The sequence below is a fragment of the Mesorhizobium sp. B2-6-2 genome (assembly GCF_006440615.1).
Classification (GTDB): Bacteria; Pseudomonadota; Alphaproteobacteria; order Rhizobiales; family Rhizobiaceae; genus Mesorhizobium.
Genome location: NZ_VFUG01000005.1, coordinates 169,491 through 184,819 on the forward strand (window position 1 = coordinate 169,491; position 15,329 = coordinate 184,819).

Below are 15,329 nucleotides of genomic sequence, written 5' to 3' on the forward strand. Positions count from 1 at the left end.
CGCCCCCCTCTGGCCTGCCGGCCATCTCCCCCACAAGGGGGGAGATCAGCAGCTCGATCTGTCGGCGCTTTTCTTGCGACGTTGGAGATTGGCGAAAGCCAGCGTGACGTCCAATCTCCCCCCTTGTGGGGGAGATGTCCGGCAGGACAGAGGGGGGCGCGAAGGAACGCCGTCATGAATCATCATGTGAGAACCGACGCCGCCCGCACCCTCGCGCAATCCCACTTCCGCATGCTGCGGCTCGGCACGCCCTTCCAGCCGCGCATCGACGCGCTGGGGCTGAAGCAGGATTGGTACAACTGGGCCGGCTACCGCGCGCCGCATTCGCTCTGGGACGAGGAGCTCGAATATTTCGCCATCCGCAGCCAGGCAGCGCTCTTCGACATCTCGCCGATGACCAAATACCGGATCGAGGGCCCGGATGCCGAAGCCTATCTCGACCGCGTCACCTTGCGCGACGTCACCAAGCTCAAGCCAGGCCGTGTCCACTACACCGCCTGGTGCGACGACAAAGGCTTCGTTCTCGACGACGGCACGCTGTTCCGGCTGTCGGCGACACGCTTTCGCCTGTGCTCGCAGGAGCGGCATCTGCCTTGGCTGCTCGACAGTGCCATAGGCTATGAGGTCAGCGTGGAGGAAGAGACCGAGGCCGTCGCCGGACTGGCGCTGCAAGGCCCGACATCCTTCGCCATCCTGCGCGACGCAGGCTTTGCCGGCGTCGAGCGGCTGAAAATCTTCGACCTCGCCGAGTTCGCGCATGACGACGCTGCGGTGACCATCTCGCGCACCGGCTTCACCGGCGATCTCGGCTACGAATTGTTCGTGCCGGCCGACAAGGCGCTGAGCCTGTGGGACCGGCTGATGGCGGCGGGCGAGCTGCGCGGCATCCGCGCCATCGGCTATACCGCGCTGAACCGCGCCCGGCTGGAGGCGGGGCTGATCGTCGCCAATACCGATTTCACAGCTGCCGAGCACGCCATCCGCGCCGACCGCCTGCGCATGCCGGACGAGATCGGCCTCGGCTTCATGATCGATCCGGACAAGCGCCATTTCAACGGCCGCCGCTCCATCCTCGAAGCGCGGGCGAAGAAGAAGCTGCGCCATGTGCTGGTCGGCCTGGAGATCGACGGCAACATCCCGGCCGAGCATGCGATCGTCTACTACAAGAAAAGCCAGGAGGTTGGGCTGGTCAGCGCGGCGATGTGGTCGCCGATGGCCAAGCGCAACATCGCGCTCGCCTCGCTGCAGCGGCCCTATGGCGACACGATCGTCGACGACCTCTGGGTCGAGATTTACGCCATGCGCGAGCTGCAGTACCAGAAGTTGATGAAGAAGGCGAAATTGGTGCCGAGGCCCTTCATCAAGCTCGACCGCCGCACCGCCAACCCGCCCGCGGACTTTTGACTATGGCAAGCGAAGCGGAAGACCTGGAAGCGGAAGCCGCCGAGCAGTGGGAGCTGGTCAACACACCGCTCGGCGAGATGTGGTCCGGCCGCACCCGCTACGCGGCGGCGATGTTCTTCTTCAAGCGCGGCGAGATGAATGCCGAGACGCTGGAGGTCTACCGCATCTGCGCCCGGCTCGACGCGGAAAACCCCTTAGCGATCATCCGCGACCGTGGCGTCGGCAAGGAATGGCTGAAGCGTATCGGCTACGACGGATAGACCCGCCTTAGCCTATGGTGCGCTCAAGCACGCTCAACCAATTGCGATAAGCGATCTTCTCGATCAGCGCGCGCCCGAAACCGCGCGCGGCGAGAGCGTCGATGAGCTTCGGCAGACCTGCGACATCGCCGATGGGGGCCGGGATCATGGCGCCGTCGAAATCCGAGCCCAGTCCGACGCCGTCCTCACCCAGCGCCTGCAACAGCGAGTCGATGTGGCGCACCATGATATCAATGCTGGTGTCGGCGTTCATGCGGCCGTCCTCGCGCAGGAAGCCGGTGGCGAAGTTGAGACCCACCATGCCGCCGGACTCGCGGATCGCGCCGAGCTGCCAGTCGGTCAGGTTGCGCGAATGGCCGCAGATCGCATGCACATTGGAATGGGTCGCGACCAGCGGCGCATCGCTAAGCTCGGCCACGTCACGAAAACCCTTCTCGTTGAGATGCGAGAGGTCGATCATGATCCTGAGCTGGTTGCACGCCTTGACCAGCGCCTTGCCGGCATCGGTGAGACCAGGCCCGGTGTCGGGCGAGGACGGAAAGCGGAACGGCACGCCGTTGCCGAAGGCGTTGGGGCGGCTCCAGACGATGCCCAGCGAGCGCAGCCCTGCGGCGTGAAGCACGTCGAGCATGGCAAGCCCGGGATCGATCGCCTCGACACCTTCGATGTGGAACACCGCCGCGATCGAGCCCTTGGCCATCGCGTCCCGCACATCGCCGGCGCTGCGGCAGACGGTCAGCGCGCCGGCGCGCTCCAGCCGGAACAGGATCGAAGCCATGCCGATGGTCGAGGTGATCGCCTCGGCCTGCGGCAGTTCCGGCGGCAGCGGTTCATTGTCGCTCGGCGCCGGCGGCACGGCGCTGCGTTTCGACTTTTCGACCGGCGGCGGAAAGATCGCGAACATGCCGCCGGCAAAGCCGCCCTTCCTCGCGCGCGGCAGATCGATATGCCCGCCCGGCGTCCCCTCGATGAACAGCTTTTCGACGTCGGCTTCCTTCGACTGGTAGAGCCGAAGCAGCGTGTCGTTATGTCCGTCGAAAACGGGGATCAGGTCGGTATCGGTCATCAGGGAAGCCATTCAAATCGGAGATGGGCGGGACGACAGGTTTCGTCCGGGCGAACCGTCAACTTAGGCAAGATGACCGGACGGTGCAAATGCCAAGAGCTTCCCCTTCTCCCCCTGTGGGAGAAGGTGGATCGGCGCGACAGCGCCGAGACGGATGAGGGGTGTTCCAGCGGAGTGAGACGCTGGCTTTTCCTGGAGCACCCCTCATCCGGCCGCTGCGCGGCCACCTTCTCCCACAAGGGGAGAAGGGAAAGACGGTGCTACCGCTTCAGCACATCCGCCCATTCCGGGTGGCGGCGGAACTGGGCGTTGGCGAAGGGGCAGAGCGGGATGATCTTCTTGCCGGCGGCACGCGCATCCTCGACCGCGCGGGTGACGAGCCGAAGCCCGGCGCCCTGGCCGCGAAAGACGTCCGGCACCTCGGTGTGGTCGATGATCAGTTGGTGCTCGCCGATCTTGGTGAACGTCATCTCGGCCTCGGCGCCGCTCGGGCCGCGCAGCACGTAGCGTCCCTTGGAGCCGCGGTCTTCAAGCTCGATCTCGGGCAGTTGGTCGGCCATGTTATCTGCCTCCTTCGGCAACCGGCGCCGGCGCGAAGAGCCGCCGCGCCGCCTCGATTTCATTCGGCCGAACCTCATGCCCGCCGTCGTGCCATTCCACTGTGACATCGGCGCCGTCGGCGCGCAAATAGGCCTCGAGCCGCGACGTCAAGTTGGGCGGACAGATCGGGTCGCGCCTGCCGGCCGTAATCAGGATGCGGCGACCGGCAAGGCTCCCGTGAACGCGGGGTTCGAACGGGATCAGCGGATGCATCAGCGTCGCGCCATCGAACAGGCCCGGCTCGGCGAACATCACCGAGGCCAGGATGTTGGCGCCGTTGGAATAGCCGAGGCCGAACACCGCCGAGGGTTTTGCGGTCTCGACATGCGCCTTGACGAAGCCCGCCATCTTCGAAGTCGCGCGCGCCAGATCGTCCATGTCGTAGACACCCTCGCCGGTGCGGCGAAAGAAACGGGGAGCACCATGCTCCGACACATCGCCGCGCGGCGAGACGATCGTCGCCGAAGGCATAAGCTCGCGGCCGAAACCGAGAAGCTGGTTCTCGTCCGCGCCGGTGCCGTGGAGGACGAAGAGCAGCGGGCTGCCCGGCGTACCGGGCAGCACCTTGTGGATGTAAGCGTCCTTGCTCATGGCTTCAGTCTTCCAGCTTCTGCAAATGCTGTTCGAGATAGGGCCGCAGATGCTGGTGCTGCGCCGGCAGCCTCAGCGCCTCGCCGAGATGCGCGGTGTCCTCGTCGCGGTCGAAGCCCGGCTCGTTGGTCGACACCTCGAACAGCACGCCGCCCGGCGTGCGGAAATAGATCGCCCAGAAATAGTCGCGATCGATGACCGGCGTCACGCCATAGCCCGTGTCGACCAGCGCCTTGCGCACTTCCAGCTGTTTTGCGCGATCCTCGACCGCGAAAGCGACATGGTGCACCGAGCCGGCGCCGAGATTGGCAAAGCCGGCGCCCGGCAGCGATTCGATGTCGACGACATCGGCGCCGTTGCCGTTCTTGATCGCCAGCCGGCGAATATTGCCGGACTTGTCGACCTCCTCATAGCCCATGAATTTCAAAAGCTCCTCGGTGGCGCCGCCATCCTTCAGCCGGAGCGAGACCGAGTGAAAGCCGCGGATCGCCTCGTCGCCGGGAACACCGCCCTTGACCCAGGGCGCTCTGTTGTCGGTCTTGTCCTCGACAAGCGCGAAACTGTCGCCGTCGGGACCGGTGAAGGTAAGCCGCTTCTCGCCAAAACTTTCCGTGCGGGCGACGTTGCCCACGCCTTCATCGGCGAAGCGCTTTTCCCAATAGGCCAGCGTGCCTTCCGGCACCGAGAATACCGTGGTGCCTACCTCGCCGACGCCGTGCCGGCCCTTGGCGATATCGGGGAACGGGAAATAGGTCATCACCGAACCCGGCGTGCCGACCTCGTCGGCATAGTAGAGATGATAGACATCCGGCGCGTCGAAATTGACGGTCTTCTTCACCCGGCGCAGGCCGAGCTTTTTCGTGAAGAACTCATTGTTGCGGCGTGCGTCGCTCGCCATCGAGGTGACGTGATGCAGCCCCTGTATCTGATTGAGCATAGTCGTGCTCCTTCCCTTATCCTGTGCGACCCTTGCCGCTGTCCACGCCAATATGAGGATGAGCGGGCCGGCGGCAAAGCGGGCAAACACAGAATGGACTGTATCGAAAAAGTGAACGACTATTCGAAATATGTTCACCAATCTGTCACCACCACGCTTGGCTTGCAACACGGGTGATTTCCGTTCCATCTGAGCGCTTCCACAAGGAGACGACCTTGGACAATCGCACGTATCGCCCGAACGTCCTGCTCATCACCTGCGACCAATGGCGTGGCGATTGCCTGTCGGCGGCCGGCCATCCGGTGGTGAGGACGCCGAATGTGGATGCGCTCGCCGCGGAAGGCGTGCTTTTCCGCCGCCATTATAGCGGGGCAGCACCCTGCTCGCCTGCCCGCGCGTGCCTCTACACCGGGCTCTACCAGATGAACAATCGCGTCTGCCGCAACGGCACGCCGCTTGACGCGCGCCATGGCAACATCGCGCTTTCGGCGCGCGCGGCGGGCTATGATCCCACCCTGTTCGGCTACACCGATGTCGCGCTCGATCCGCGCCGGCTGGCGGCCGGGGATCCGCGCCTGCGCAGCTATGAGGGCGTGCTGCCGGGATTCACCGTGCGCCAGGCCCTGCCCGAGCATCAGAAGCAATGGTTGTCATGGCTGCGGACCCAAGGCATCGACACCGGCGCAGGCAGCCCCGACATCCACCGTCCGGCCCGCGGCCAGGCGGAACGCGATGTGACCAACACGCCGCCGGTCTATTCGAAAGACCAGACGCCGACCGCGTTCCTGGCCGGCGAATTCATCCGCTGGCTTGGCGAGCAGGAGAAGCGCGCGCCGTGGTTCGCCCATATCTCCTTCATCAGCCCGCACCCGCCCTTCATTGTGCCGGAGCCCTACAACAGCATGTACGATCCGGCCGAAGGTCCCGCGTTCAAACGCGCTGCAAGTTGGCAGGCCGAGGCCAGGAGCCATCCCTATCTCGCCTACGATCTGGCCGGGCAGAAGCGGACAAAATTCATCCCCGGCATCGAGGGCAACGTGCCGGACTGGAGCGAGGAGACCTTCCGCCGCATCCGCGCGATCTATTACGGCATGATCTCCGAGGTCGACGCCCAGCTCGGCCGCATCTGGCAGGCCATCAAATCGGCGGGCGCCTGGGACGACACCGTGATCGTGCTCACCTCCGACCATGCCGAGATGATGGGCGATCATTACATGCTCGGCAAAGGCGGCTTCTTCGACGCCAGCTACCACATTCCGTTGATCATCCGCGACCCGCGGCGGGGAGCCATGGCCGGTTCGTCCGTGGATCGCTTCACTGAAGCCGTCGATTTCTGCCCGACCGTGCTCGACCTGATCGGCGCCGCCCCCCAGCGCCACCTCGACGGCCGTTCGCTCGCGCCTTGGCTGGACGGAACGGAACCGGAAGCCTGGCGCGACGCCGCGCATTGGGAGTTTGATTTCCGCACGGTCGCCCAAGGCGAAGCCGAACGCCATTTCGGTATCGGATCGAACGCCTGCAACCTCGCCGTTGTCCGTACCATGGACTTCAAATATGTCCATTTCGGCGGCGGTCTGCCGGCGCTTCTGTTCGACTTGACGAAAGATCCGGGCGAGCTGAACAATGTGGCGAACGACCCGGCCTATCTACCGGTACGGCTCGAGTTCGCCGAGAAGATGCTTGCCTGGCGCGCCGCTCACCTCGATCAGTCCCTTGCCTTGGCGGAACTGACGGAGGATGGAGTGGTGGGATACGTGAGTGGGCAGTAGGCAGTAGGCAGTAGGCAGTAGAACATTCGTGTCGCTGCGTGCTATGCCAGCCGTTCTTTCGCCTACTGCCTATTTCCTACTGCCTATTCCCTTATTTCAGAATCATCCGCTGCTGGTCGCGATTGGCGGCATAACTGCTCTTGTCATAGGCCGTTTGTGCCTGCAGCTGCTCCTTGGTGAAGTTGGTGTAGAGATACTTCTTGCCGTTCTTGTCGGTCATGAATTTGAGCTTATCCATGCCGATCGCCACTTCCTTGGCGCCGATGCCGAGGAAGCCGCCGACGTCGACGATGACCGCGTCCGGCTTGTTGTCGGGCGTCAGCACGACATCGCCGATCGAACCGATCTTCTCGTCGTTGGCGCCATAGACCGTTGTGCCCTTGAGGTCGTCGACGCGCATGTTGCCCATCGGCATCTCGGTCAGTGTCGACTTGTCGATGGAAGCGGTCTTGGTCTGGTCGGTGGCAGCGCCGCTATTATCGGCGGGCTTGTTCTCGGCCGTGCTCTGGGCCGGTGGCGTCGCAGGCTTGTTCTCGGCCGTCGACTTGGCGGGCTCTGCCGGCTTCGCTCCCTTATCGGACGTGGTGCCCGAAGCGACCACCGCAGGCGTGGTCGTTGCCGGCGCGTTGCTCGCGGCCGTCGTCGAGCCGGGCGCCGGATCATAGGGCTTGCGGTCGAACTCCGGCTGGGCCTGCAGCTGCTCCTTCGTCGTCTCGGCCACCAGCCAGCGGTCGCCGTTCTTCTCCGCCCATTTCGCTTTGTCGAAGTCGAAAGTGACGTTCTTCGTGCCGATGCCGAGGAAGCCGCCGACGCCGATCACCAGCGACTCGGCCTTGCCGTCCTTGGCAAGCACCATGTCCTTCACGTCGCCGATCTTCTGGGCGTCGTCCGCAGTGCCGTTATAAACCGACTCGCCCATGATGTTGGTAGCGAGGTTGCCCTCCGCCTTCTTCACCGGCTCGGCCGGTGCGGCCGCGGGGGCCTGGGCTGTCGTCGTGTTATTGGCGGGCTGCGTAGCGCCGGTCGACTGCGCCGGCGCCGGATCATAAGGCTTGCGGTCGAATGCCGGCAAAGCGCTCAGCTCCTCTTTGGTCGACTTGGCGACCAGCCAGCGGTCGCCGTTCTTCTCTGCCCATTCCAGCTTGGCGTAGTCGAAAGCGACGTCCTTCTTGCCGACGCCAAGGAACCCGCCGACCCCGATAATGGCCGACTTGGCATTGCCGCTGGCATCGAAGACGACATCGTCAACCTTGCCGATGTTCTGTGCATCGTCTCCCGTGCCGTTATAGACGGACTCGCCGATAATATTGCTCATCAGCGCGCCATCGGCGCGCGGGACCGGCGCCGGATTCTCGGCTGCTGGGGGCTGTGGAGCCGGGGCGGGCGTCGTCTGCGCGAAAGCGCCGGTTGCTAGAAGGGTTGCGATCGCGGTCGTCGCAAAAAGAGTGCGGATCATCATGGTGGTCTCTCCTCGTGCCTGATCTGTGCATGACGCTCCTTGGCCAGCCTCTTGACGGCAGGTCGGAAGCGGCAATGTCTACAGGTTCACAACGTTGTGACCGGAGGGTTGTTCCAACCGCAACGCGTTCACGCGTCCGTGGATTGCTGACCTCCCGGCGGAACCTTTGCGGCGGCCTCCTCGTTTCAGCCTGCGGCTGAGGGTCTGCCGGCTCAAAGTGACCCGAACACGGAGCGCGATATGCGGTTTGCTGCGGTGCTGAACCAGGACGGCGGCACCCTCCGTACCATCGACATCGAAGCATTTTCCGAAAAGCTGCATCAGACCCTCGAAGCGGCGGGGCATTCGGTCGAGATCGACATCGTTGCCGGTCGCGACGTCGCCACAGCGCTGGAAAAGGCCATCGCCAGGCGAAATATCGACGTTGTTCTCGCCGGAGGCGGCGACGGCACGATTTCCACCGCGGCATCCCTCCTCATGAACAAGAAGAAGGCCCTGGCCATCTTGCCGGCCGGCACGATGAACCTGTTTGCGCGCGGCCTGGGCATCCCGCAGACACTGGAAGCTGCGCTGCAGTCCTTTGCCGACGGCGAGGTGATCGCCGTTGATATGGCGAGCGCCAACGGCCAGCCTTTCGTGCATCAGTTCTCCGTCGGCATGCACGCCAAGATGGTCCAGTTGCGCGAGAAAATGGATTTCGGCTCGCGCCTTGGAAAGATGCAGGCGTCCGTGCGCGCGGCGTGGGCGGCTATCAAGAACCCGCCGGCGCTCAAGGTGAGCCTGAGCATCGGCAAAGCCGAGATCGTCACCCGCACGACCGGCATCGGCATCTCCAACAATCTGTTCGGCGAAGGCCACCTGCCCTATGCCGACAACCCGGCTGGCGGCGTGCTCGGCATCTATGTCAGCGTCGCGCGCCGGCGTCATCATCTGGCGAAGCTGTTGCTGGACATGCTGCGCGGCAGGTTGCGCCAGAGCGCGCATGTCGAAGTGCATCAGGCTGGCAAGGTCGTGCTGAAAATCCGTTCGCCCACCAGGAAGTTCAGCGCGGTGCTGGACGGCGAATTGATCAGGCTGGAGAGGGAAACCACGGTCGAGATTCACCCCGGCGCCCTGAACGTGCTTGTCCCATCCCGCAATGCACAGGCGAAGGCGGCGTGATGGGAAGATCAGCTGCCTTGGGTGGATTTCTGCTCGGCGGGCGGCGCCGTCGGCACGTTCTGCTGGGTCGTCGGCGACTTGATCAGCTCGCCGTAGATCTCGACCGCGCCCCACGCGATGAAGGCGAGCAGCAGCCCGGCGATGAGGATTCTGAGGGCATGCCAGCCCCAATGCCCCTGGCGAGCTTTGTCTTCAGGTACGATCTTGGTCACGATTGGCCTCCATGCTGCGCGGCGGCGGGCGCTTCAGGCACGACATGGTCGGTAACGGATCCTGTTCGGGAAGGTTCCGTGTCGGGAAAGACGCCCAGCAAGCATGCGACAACCGATTGCGTGTATATGATGATCGATTGCGTGGCGTTTTGAGGGAATGGTGAGCAGCAAGGTGGATAGTTTGCCGGCGGACGTCAGCCGCGTCGTGATCGATGCGGAGCGGCTCGCCCTGCTTCAGGGCCTTGGCGCCATGGATACGGCAACCGATCCGGACTTCGACCGTATCACCGGTCTCGCTGCGGCAATCGCCGAAGCGCCTGTCGCGCTGGTGAGCCTGATCGGCAGCTCTCGCCGGCGGTTAAAGGCGCGCATCGGCCTCGACGAGAAGGAGACGCCGACCAGCACTTCCTTCTGCGCCCACGCCATCGCCGCCGGCGACGATCCCATGGTGGTGACCGACGCCACGCTCGATCCGCGTTTCGCGAGCAATCCGCTGGTCACGGGCAAGCAGCACATCCGTTTTTTTGTCGGCGTGCCGATGGTGGTGGCCGGTGCCAGGATCGGGACGCTCTGCGTGGTCGATCGCCAGCCGAGACCGTTTCCGGCCGAGGACAAGCTGGCGAAGCTGAGGACGCTAGCCGACCTTGCGGCCAGCCTGTTCACGCTGAAGGACGCCACCCGCGACGGCGCCATCGCCAAGGCGGAACTGGCGCGCGAGGAAAAGCGCCGCGCCATCGCGCTCGACGCCGCCTCGCTGGCGAGCTGGGCGTGGGACATACGCACCGACATGATCGAATGCGACACGCTTCTGGCCGAGCTTTTCAACCTGCCGCCTTCGAACCGGCTGAAGGCGCGCGACATCCTGCGCGCCATCGACCCGCGCGACGTCTACCAGACCGAGACGCGTTTCCGCGACGCGCTGAGCGGCAGCGACGACTATTTTGGCGAGTACCGGGTCAAGGGGCCGCATCCACCCCGCTGGATCGCCACGCGCGGACGCGTGATCGAACGCGATGGCGAGGGCAAGCCGACGCTGATCTTCGGCGTCAACTACGACATAACCGAGCGCAAGCTCGGCGACGAGCGGCAGCGCCTCTTGCTGCGTGAGCTCAACCACCGCGTCAAGAACACATTGGCGACCGTGCAGGCGCTGGCGACGCAGACCGTCCGCCACGCCCGCCAGCCCAGTGCGTTCCTGGAGGCCTTCGGTGCCAGGCTGCAGGCGCTCGGCGCCGCCCACAGTCTGCTGTCCGACCGCGAGTGGCGCGGCATTGGCATCGGCGAATTGGCACGCATCGAGGTCAGTGCTTTCGACATGGGCGGCCAGCCGCGTATCGCGATTTCGGGTCCCGAGCTTCTGCTCTCGCCCGACCAGGCGGTCGGGCTCGGCCTGATCCTGCATGAGCTCGCCAGCAACGCGCTGAAATACGGCTCGCTCTCCGCGCCGTCGGGAAAAGTCGATCTCGACTGGAAGACGCAACGCCGCAAAGACGCGCGCCGCCTGGTGCTGACCTGGCGCGAAAGCGGTGGGCCGCGCGTCGAGCCTCCGGATCGCCAGGGTTTTGGCTCGATCCTGATCCGCCGCAGCCTTGCCAAGGTCATCGACAGCGAGGTGACCCACGAATTTCGCCCGGAGGGCGTCTTCGCCGAAATATCGATGCCGCTCAACTGTCCTTGAAATGAGCGCTCCGGCATTGCTCAAGGCAAGTCTTCCGGGTCCGGCTTCGACGGCCCGGACTTGGTGTTCTCGCGATAGATAGCATACGAGACGACCGCCAGGGCAGGCGCGACAATTGCTCCAAGCCCGCCTTTGCTCTTGGCGAGGGCCGGAAGCAAGGCGAGTGCGGCGGTAACGCCCGCCGCCGTCATATCGGCCTGGCGTCGCCGCGCGCGGCGCTTGCTGCGCATGCCGGCCATCAGCTTGTGAATGACGAGGATGAGCCCGGCAACCACCAGAAAGCCGATGCCGAAGCCGAGACTGGTCGCCATCGGCCCGTAGCGGACCGCTAGCCAGATGTAGGCGGCGCCGATGAGGAAGCCGACACCGCACAAGGCGAAAATGGCGGCAAGCCCGTAGAGGATTGCCGCGGTCCGCGCCCTGTGCAAAGCGGCCATCGCCTCGCCCGAGGCGAGGGCCGAGATCAGCGAGACAAGCGCCCCCATCTGCGGCTAGCGGCGGGAAAGCAGGGCGAACAGGTAACCGACGCCCGCCGCGATGGCCAGCGAGGTCACCGGCTTCTCGCGCACCTTGGCGATCAGCTGCGCTTCGATATCCTCGGCGCTTCCGCGCATGCTCTCGAACGCGGCTTCGCCCTGCGCGCGCAATTGCTCGACGCCGTCCGCGGCGGCGCGACGGGCCGCGCCGTAGCCGTGTTGACCGGTCGTGGCGAGTTGCTCGGTGAGTCGCTGGATGTCCGCTTTCAGTTGCTCGATATCGGCCTCCAGATCGGCGGCGGTTGCTTCGTCTGTGGCGGATTTGCCTGCGGCGGTTGCCATTCTCTAACTCCTTGTGTTTGCGTTGGTTTCAACGCCCGTTCGGCGCCATGGTTCCGGTCGTCGCAAGCCAAACCTAGATCAGCGGCCTGCATTCCTCGCCTAGCCCCTCCCAGCGGGCAAGCTTCTTCAGCCCGTCATAGTCGATCACTTCGCAGCCGCCGTCTCGCCACATGATGAGCTTGCGGTCCATCAGCTTGCGAATCGTCTTGTTGGTATGGACCAGCGAGAGGCCGAGCGTGTCGGCGATGTGCTGTTGCGTGATCGGGATCTGCACCGGTGTCTTGCCGTTGAGCCCGGCGCCGCGAGCCCGGCGGGCGATGAAGGCGATAAGATAGGCGGCGCGTTCAAGCGCGGTGCGGCGGCCGATGCTGAGCAGGTTCTCATCCAGCATGCGCTCCTCGCGCGACGCGATCCAGGTGATGTCATAGGCAAGGCCGGGATGGTTGCGATAGAGTTCCTGCAGCTGATCGCGTTCGAAAAGGCAAAGCAGCATCGGCGACAGGGCTTCGACGGAATGCTGCATTTCGCCCATCAGACTTCCCTGCAGGCCGATGAGGTCGCCAGGCATGGAAAAATTGAGGATCTGCCGGCGCCCGTCGGGCAAAAGCTTGTAGTGGAACGCCCAACCCGACAGCACCGTGTAAAGATGCGCGCTGTGGCTGCCTTCGACCAGCACGGTCGCACCTTTGTCGACAGCCAATTCGCCACGCTTGAAGGTGTCGATAAATGACAATTCCTGCTCGTCGAATTCGCGGAAGGCCGGCAGCGGCCGCAGCGGGCATTTTTCGCAAGGATATTGGCGAGTGGCAACCAAACGTGCGGACAATTCGACCCCTCTTCGAAATCCCTGCCCTAGGGGCGCAAGGAAACGTTTGAGGGGGGCAGCGGTTCCGCCGGGCGTCACGTCCATGTCTTTTTTAAATGACATCGTGACGGATTGCGCGCATGAGTGCGGCTGCCAAGGAGACACCCCATAAGTGACAGCATTGCTTGACGGATTGCGCATTCTCGTCCTCGAAGACGAGTTCCTGATAGCGATGGATGTCGAGCAGCTTTGCCGTGACCACGGCGCCGCGGATGTGACGATCGCGCGCGAGATCGCCGACATCGACGGGCGGGCGCTGCCCTCGAGCTTCGACGCGGCAGTTGTCGATCTGATGCTTGGCGGGGTGTCGACCCTGGATTTCGCCGCGCGGTTGCGCGCAGAGGGCGTGCCGTTCGTATTCGCCTCCGGCTATGCGGATTCGGACGAAGTCAAGAACTCGTTCCCCGACATTCGGCTGGTGACCAAGCCTTACTCGGGCGACGATCTCGTCGAAGCCGTGGCGATCGCCTGCGGACGGGCCGCTCCGGCGGCCTGACGGCCCCCGCCGAGGCGATCTCAGGCCGCCTTGCGCGCTCACATCATGGCCGGTGCGAGTCCGGGTTCCTCAAGGAAACGCCGGATACGTCAAGCGCGCCGAATGACGACGCCGAATAGCGCGAGCAGGAACTTGTCGCCTTCGCGTCCCGAAAGTTAAGCCGCGTTCGAACCTGTGACCTGCGCCGAGATCGCGTCGGGCCCGAACTCGTCCTCTCCGGAAATCTTGAGGATCTCCTGCAGCCTGGCGCGCGCCCGGCTGACGCGGCTTTTGATCGTGCCGACCGCGCAGCCGCAGATCTCGGCGGCTTCTTCATAGGAGAAGCCGGAAGCGCCGATCAGGATGATGGCTTCGCGCTGGTCCTCGGGCAGTTGCTCGAGCGCGCCGCGGAAATCCTTGAGATCGAGCTGGCCGTGCTGGGCCGGATGAACGGCAAGCCTGGCCGTCATGATGCCGTCGCTGTCCTGCACTTCGCGGCCGCGCTTGCGCATCTGCGAATAGAATTCGTTGCGCAGGATGGTGAACAGCCAGGCCTTCAAATTGGTGCCCGGCTGGAAGCTCTCATGCTTGTCCCATGCCTTGACCAGCGTTTCCTGGACGAGGTCGTCGGCCCGGTCGGCATTCTGTGTGAGCGACACGGCGAAAGCCCGCAGGCTCGGAATCGCGCCGAGCAGCTCGGTCTTGAAGCTCTGGGATACCGCCGCCATGCCTCAGTCCTTTTTCTGGGCAGGTTCGGTCTGTTCCAGCTGGCTGAGCAGCTGAGCGAAACGGTCCGGCACATGATCCGAGACCAGTTCGTCATAATACTGCTTGAGCTTGCGAGCGATTTCGGAGTTTGCACCAAGCGGATTGCCATCCCCGTTCCGATGCCGGCTTGCGGCATCAGCCATCTGTTTTTTTGACATTTCCTTCATAATAGCCCTAATTTCCAGCACCCGAGCCGCTCTTCGACTTCAAACCACAACGCAAGCGGAACCCTCGTCTGGTTGCCCATCCCTGGATCCGAAACGCTCGCCTGCTAATTTAGTTCCGCGGCCGGCGGAACTTTTTCCGAAAGCCGGCGTTTGATGCAGAGGGGCTTGCAACCAATGCGGCCTTGAACATGAACGTCATCTGAGGGAGACGTCAATAATGAGTCTGTCCGCAACCATCGCTCCTCATCTCCCGTTCCTTCGCCGCTTCTCGCGCGCGGTGTCGGGGTCGCAGGAGAGCGGTGACGCGCTGGTCGCCGCGATGCTGGAAGCCATTATCGCCGATACCAATATCTTCCCCGAAGCCTCGAGCGACCGTATTGCGCTGTATAAGGTTTTCGCCAGGCTGTTTACCTCCGTGGCCATCCGCGTGCCGCAGGAACAGGCGCAGACCGCCTGGGAGCAGCGGGCCGCGGCCAATCTGAATGCGATCGCGCCCCTGCCGAGGCAGGCTTTCCTTCTGGTTGCCGTCGAGGGCTTCAGCGAGGACGAGGCGGCGGAGATCCTCGACGTCGACGAGGATGAGTTCTCGGAGCTGCTTGCCCAGGCGAGCAACGAGATTTCCCGGCAAGTCGCGACCGACGTGCTGATCATCGAGGACGAGCCGCTGATCGCCATGGACATTGAGGAGATGGTCGAGAGCCTCGGCCACCGCGTCGTCGGCACGGCGCGCACGCATGCCGAGGCTGTGGCCTTGTTCGGCAGAACGCGGCCGAAAATGGTTCTGGCCGACATCCAGCTCGCCGATGGGAGCTCGGGCATCGAAGCCGTCAACGAGATTTTGTCCTCGACGCCTGTGCCGGTGATCTTCATCACCGCCTTCCCTGAACGCCTGCTGACCGGCGAACGGCCCGAGCCGGCCTTCCTGGTCACCAAGCCGTTCAATCCCGACATGGTCAAGGCTTTGATCAGCCAGGCCCTGTTCTTCGACCGTCAGGCCAAGGCCGCCGCCTGATCCCTTCCGAGGCTCGACCTCGAACGTCATGCGAGGGCTTCGCGCCGTGCGTGACGCTTGGCTGTGTGCGGTCGGAAAAGCCCGCTC

The 15,329-nt window shown here is 64.1% G+C and carries 18 protein-coding genes; 7 read left to right on the top strand and 11 right to left on the bottom strand.

Annotated elements, in window-relative coordinates; all coding sequences use genetic code 11:
- Positions 1 to 174: 174 nt before the first annotated feature.
- Positions 175 to 1,404 (top strand): aminomethyltransferase family protein, encoded by a 1,230-nt coding sequence (locus tag FJ419_RS13295; RefSeq protein ID WP_140692957.1) that lies wholly within the window; start codon positions 175 to 177, stop codon positions 1,402 to 1,404.
- Between the two features lie 2 nt (positions 1,405 to 1,406).
- Positions 1,407 to 1,664, top strand: coding sequence for a hypothetical protein (locus FJ419_RS13300; RefSeq protein ID WP_140692962.1), 258 nt, complete (start codon positions 1,407 to 1,409; stop codon positions 1,662 to 1,664).
- A gap of 7 nt (positions 1,665 to 1,671) precedes the next feature.
- On the opposite strand, the gene FJ419_RS13305 is transcribed toward FJ419_RS13300, so the two are convergent.
- From FJ419_RS13305 to FJ419_RS13320, 4 genes are all read right to left on the bottom strand, one after another.
- A complete protein-coding gene (locus FJ419_RS13305; RefSeq protein WP_140692967.1) occupies positions 1,672 to 2,730 on the bottom strand; it encodes a dipeptidase in 1,059 nt (352 codons plus the stop codon).
- 260 nt (positions 2,731 to 2,990) lie between these two features.
- Positions 2,991 to 3,290 carry a GNAT family N-acetyltransferase gene (locus tag FJ419_RS13310; protein WP_140692981.1) on the bottom strand — a complete coding sequence of 100 codons (300 nt, stop codon included), beginning with the start codon at positions 3,288 to 3,290 and terminating at the stop codon, positions 2,991 to 2,993.
- A 1-nt stretch (position 3,291) separates the two neighbouring features.
- The gene (locus tag FJ419_RS13315) at positions 3,292 to 3,921 is read right to left on the bottom strand and encodes an alpha/beta hydrolase (protein WP_140692986.1); all 630 of its coding nucleotides are present in this window, start codon (positions 3,919 to 3,921) and stop codon (positions 3,292 to 3,294) included.
- A gap of 4 nt (positions 3,922 to 3,925) precedes the next feature.
- Complete coding sequence (locus FJ419_RS13320) at positions 3,926 to 4,858, bottom strand: VOC family protein (RefSeq protein ID WP_140692990.1); 933 nt, start codon at positions 4,856 to 4,858, stop codon at positions 3,926 to 3,928.
- A gap of 215 nt (positions 4,859 to 5,073) precedes the next feature.
- Here FJ419_RS13320 and FJ419_RS13325 point away from each other — a divergent pair, with 215 nt between their 5' ends.
- Positions 5,074 to 6,627 (top strand): alkaline phosphatase family protein, encoded by a 1,554-nt coding sequence (locus tag FJ419_RS13325; RefSeq protein WP_140692995.1) that lies wholly within the window; start codon positions 5,074 to 5,076, stop codon positions 6,625 to 6,627.
- A gap of 91 nt (positions 6,628 to 6,718) precedes the next feature.
- Here FJ419_RS13325 and FJ419_RS13330 read toward each other — a convergent pair whose 3' ends face one another.
- Positions 6,719 to 8,083 carry a PRC-barrel domain-containing protein gene (locus FJ419_RS13330; RefSeq protein ID WP_140693656.1) on the bottom strand — a complete coding sequence of 455 codons (1,365 nt, stop codon included), beginning with the start codon at positions 8,081 to 8,083 and terminating at the stop codon, positions 6,719 to 6,721.
- A 243-nt stretch (positions 8,084 to 8,326) separates the two neighbouring features.
- On the opposite strand from FJ419_RS13330, the gene FJ419_RS13335 reads away from it, so the two are divergent.
- Entirely contained in the window at positions 8,327 to 9,247 is a 921-nt protein-coding gene (locus FJ419_RS13335; RefSeq protein WP_140692999.1) for a diacylglycerol kinase family protein, read from the top strand.
- Between the two features lie 8 nt (positions 9,248 to 9,255).
- Here the strand turns inward: FJ419_RS13335 and FJ419_RS13340 are convergent, their stop codons facing one another.
- A complete protein-coding gene (locus tag FJ419_RS13340) occupies positions 9,256 to 9,459 on the bottom strand; it encodes a hypothetical protein (RefSeq protein WP_095767385.1) in 204 nt (67 codons plus the stop codon).
- Positions 9,460 to 9,619: 160 nt separating this feature from the next.
- Here FJ419_RS13340 and FJ419_RS13345 point away from each other — a divergent pair, with 160 nt between their 5' ends.
- Entirely contained in the window at positions 9,620 to 11,137 is a 1,518-nt protein-coding gene (locus tag FJ419_RS13345) for an HWE histidine kinase domain-containing protein (protein ID WP_246679198.1), read from the top strand.
- Positions 11,138 to 11,157: 20 nt separating this feature from the next.
- Here the strand turns inward: FJ419_RS13345 and FJ419_RS13350 are convergent, their stop codons facing one another.
- From FJ419_RS13350 to FJ419_RS13360, 3 genes are all read right to left on the bottom strand, one after another.
- On the bottom strand, positions 11,158 to 11,622 hold the full coding sequence (locus FJ419_RS13350) for a phage holin family protein (RefSeq protein ID WP_140693018.1): 465 nt from the start codon (positions 11,620 to 11,622) through the stop codon (positions 11,158 to 11,160).
- Between the two features lie 6 nt (positions 11,623 to 11,628).
- On the bottom strand, positions 11,629 to 11,955 hold the full coding sequence (locus FJ419_RS13355) for a DUF883 family protein (RefSeq protein WP_140545906.1): 327 nt from the start codon (positions 11,953 to 11,955) through the stop codon (positions 11,629 to 11,631).
- Between the two features lie 73 nt (positions 11,956 to 12,028).
- Positions 12,029 to 12,781 carry a Crp/Fnr family transcriptional regulator gene (locus FJ419_RS13360; protein ID WP_246679199.1) on the bottom strand — a complete coding sequence of 251 codons (753 nt, stop codon included), beginning with the start codon at positions 12,779 to 12,781 and terminating at the stop codon, positions 12,029 to 12,031.
- A gap of 151 nt (positions 12,782 to 12,932) precedes the next feature.
- Here FJ419_RS13360 and FJ419_RS13365 point away from each other — a divergent pair, with 151 nt between their 5' ends.
- A complete protein-coding gene (locus FJ419_RS13365) occupies positions 12,933 to 13,316 on the top strand; it encodes a response regulator (protein WP_140545905.1) in 384 nt (127 codons plus the stop codon).
- Between the two features lie 155 nt (positions 13,317 to 13,471).
- Here the strand turns inward: FJ419_RS13365 and FJ419_RS13370 are convergent, their stop codons facing one another.
- Together FJ419_RS13370 and FJ419_RS13375 are read right to left on the bottom strand one after the other, a co-directional pair.
- Complete coding sequence (locus tag FJ419_RS13370; RefSeq protein ID WP_040985057.1) at positions 13,472 to 14,023, bottom strand: RNA polymerase sigma factor; 552 nt, start codon at positions 14,021 to 14,023, stop codon at positions 13,472 to 13,474.
- Between the two features lie 3 nt (positions 14,024 to 14,026).
- Positions 14,027 to 14,230, bottom strand: a complete 204-nt coding sequence (locus FJ419_RS13375; RefSeq protein ID WP_095767379.1) for a NepR family anti-sigma factor — start codon at positions 14,228 to 14,230, stop codon at positions 14,027 to 14,029.
- 217 nt (positions 14,231 to 14,447) lie between these two features.
- Here FJ419_RS13375 and FJ419_RS13380 point away from each other — a divergent pair, with 217 nt between their 5' ends.
- Positions 14,448 to 15,242, top strand: coding sequence for a response regulator (locus tag FJ419_RS13380; RefSeq protein ID WP_095767378.1), 795 nt, complete (start codon positions 14,448 to 14,450; stop codon positions 15,240 to 15,242).
- Positions 15,243 to 15,329: the final 87 nt, after the last annotated feature.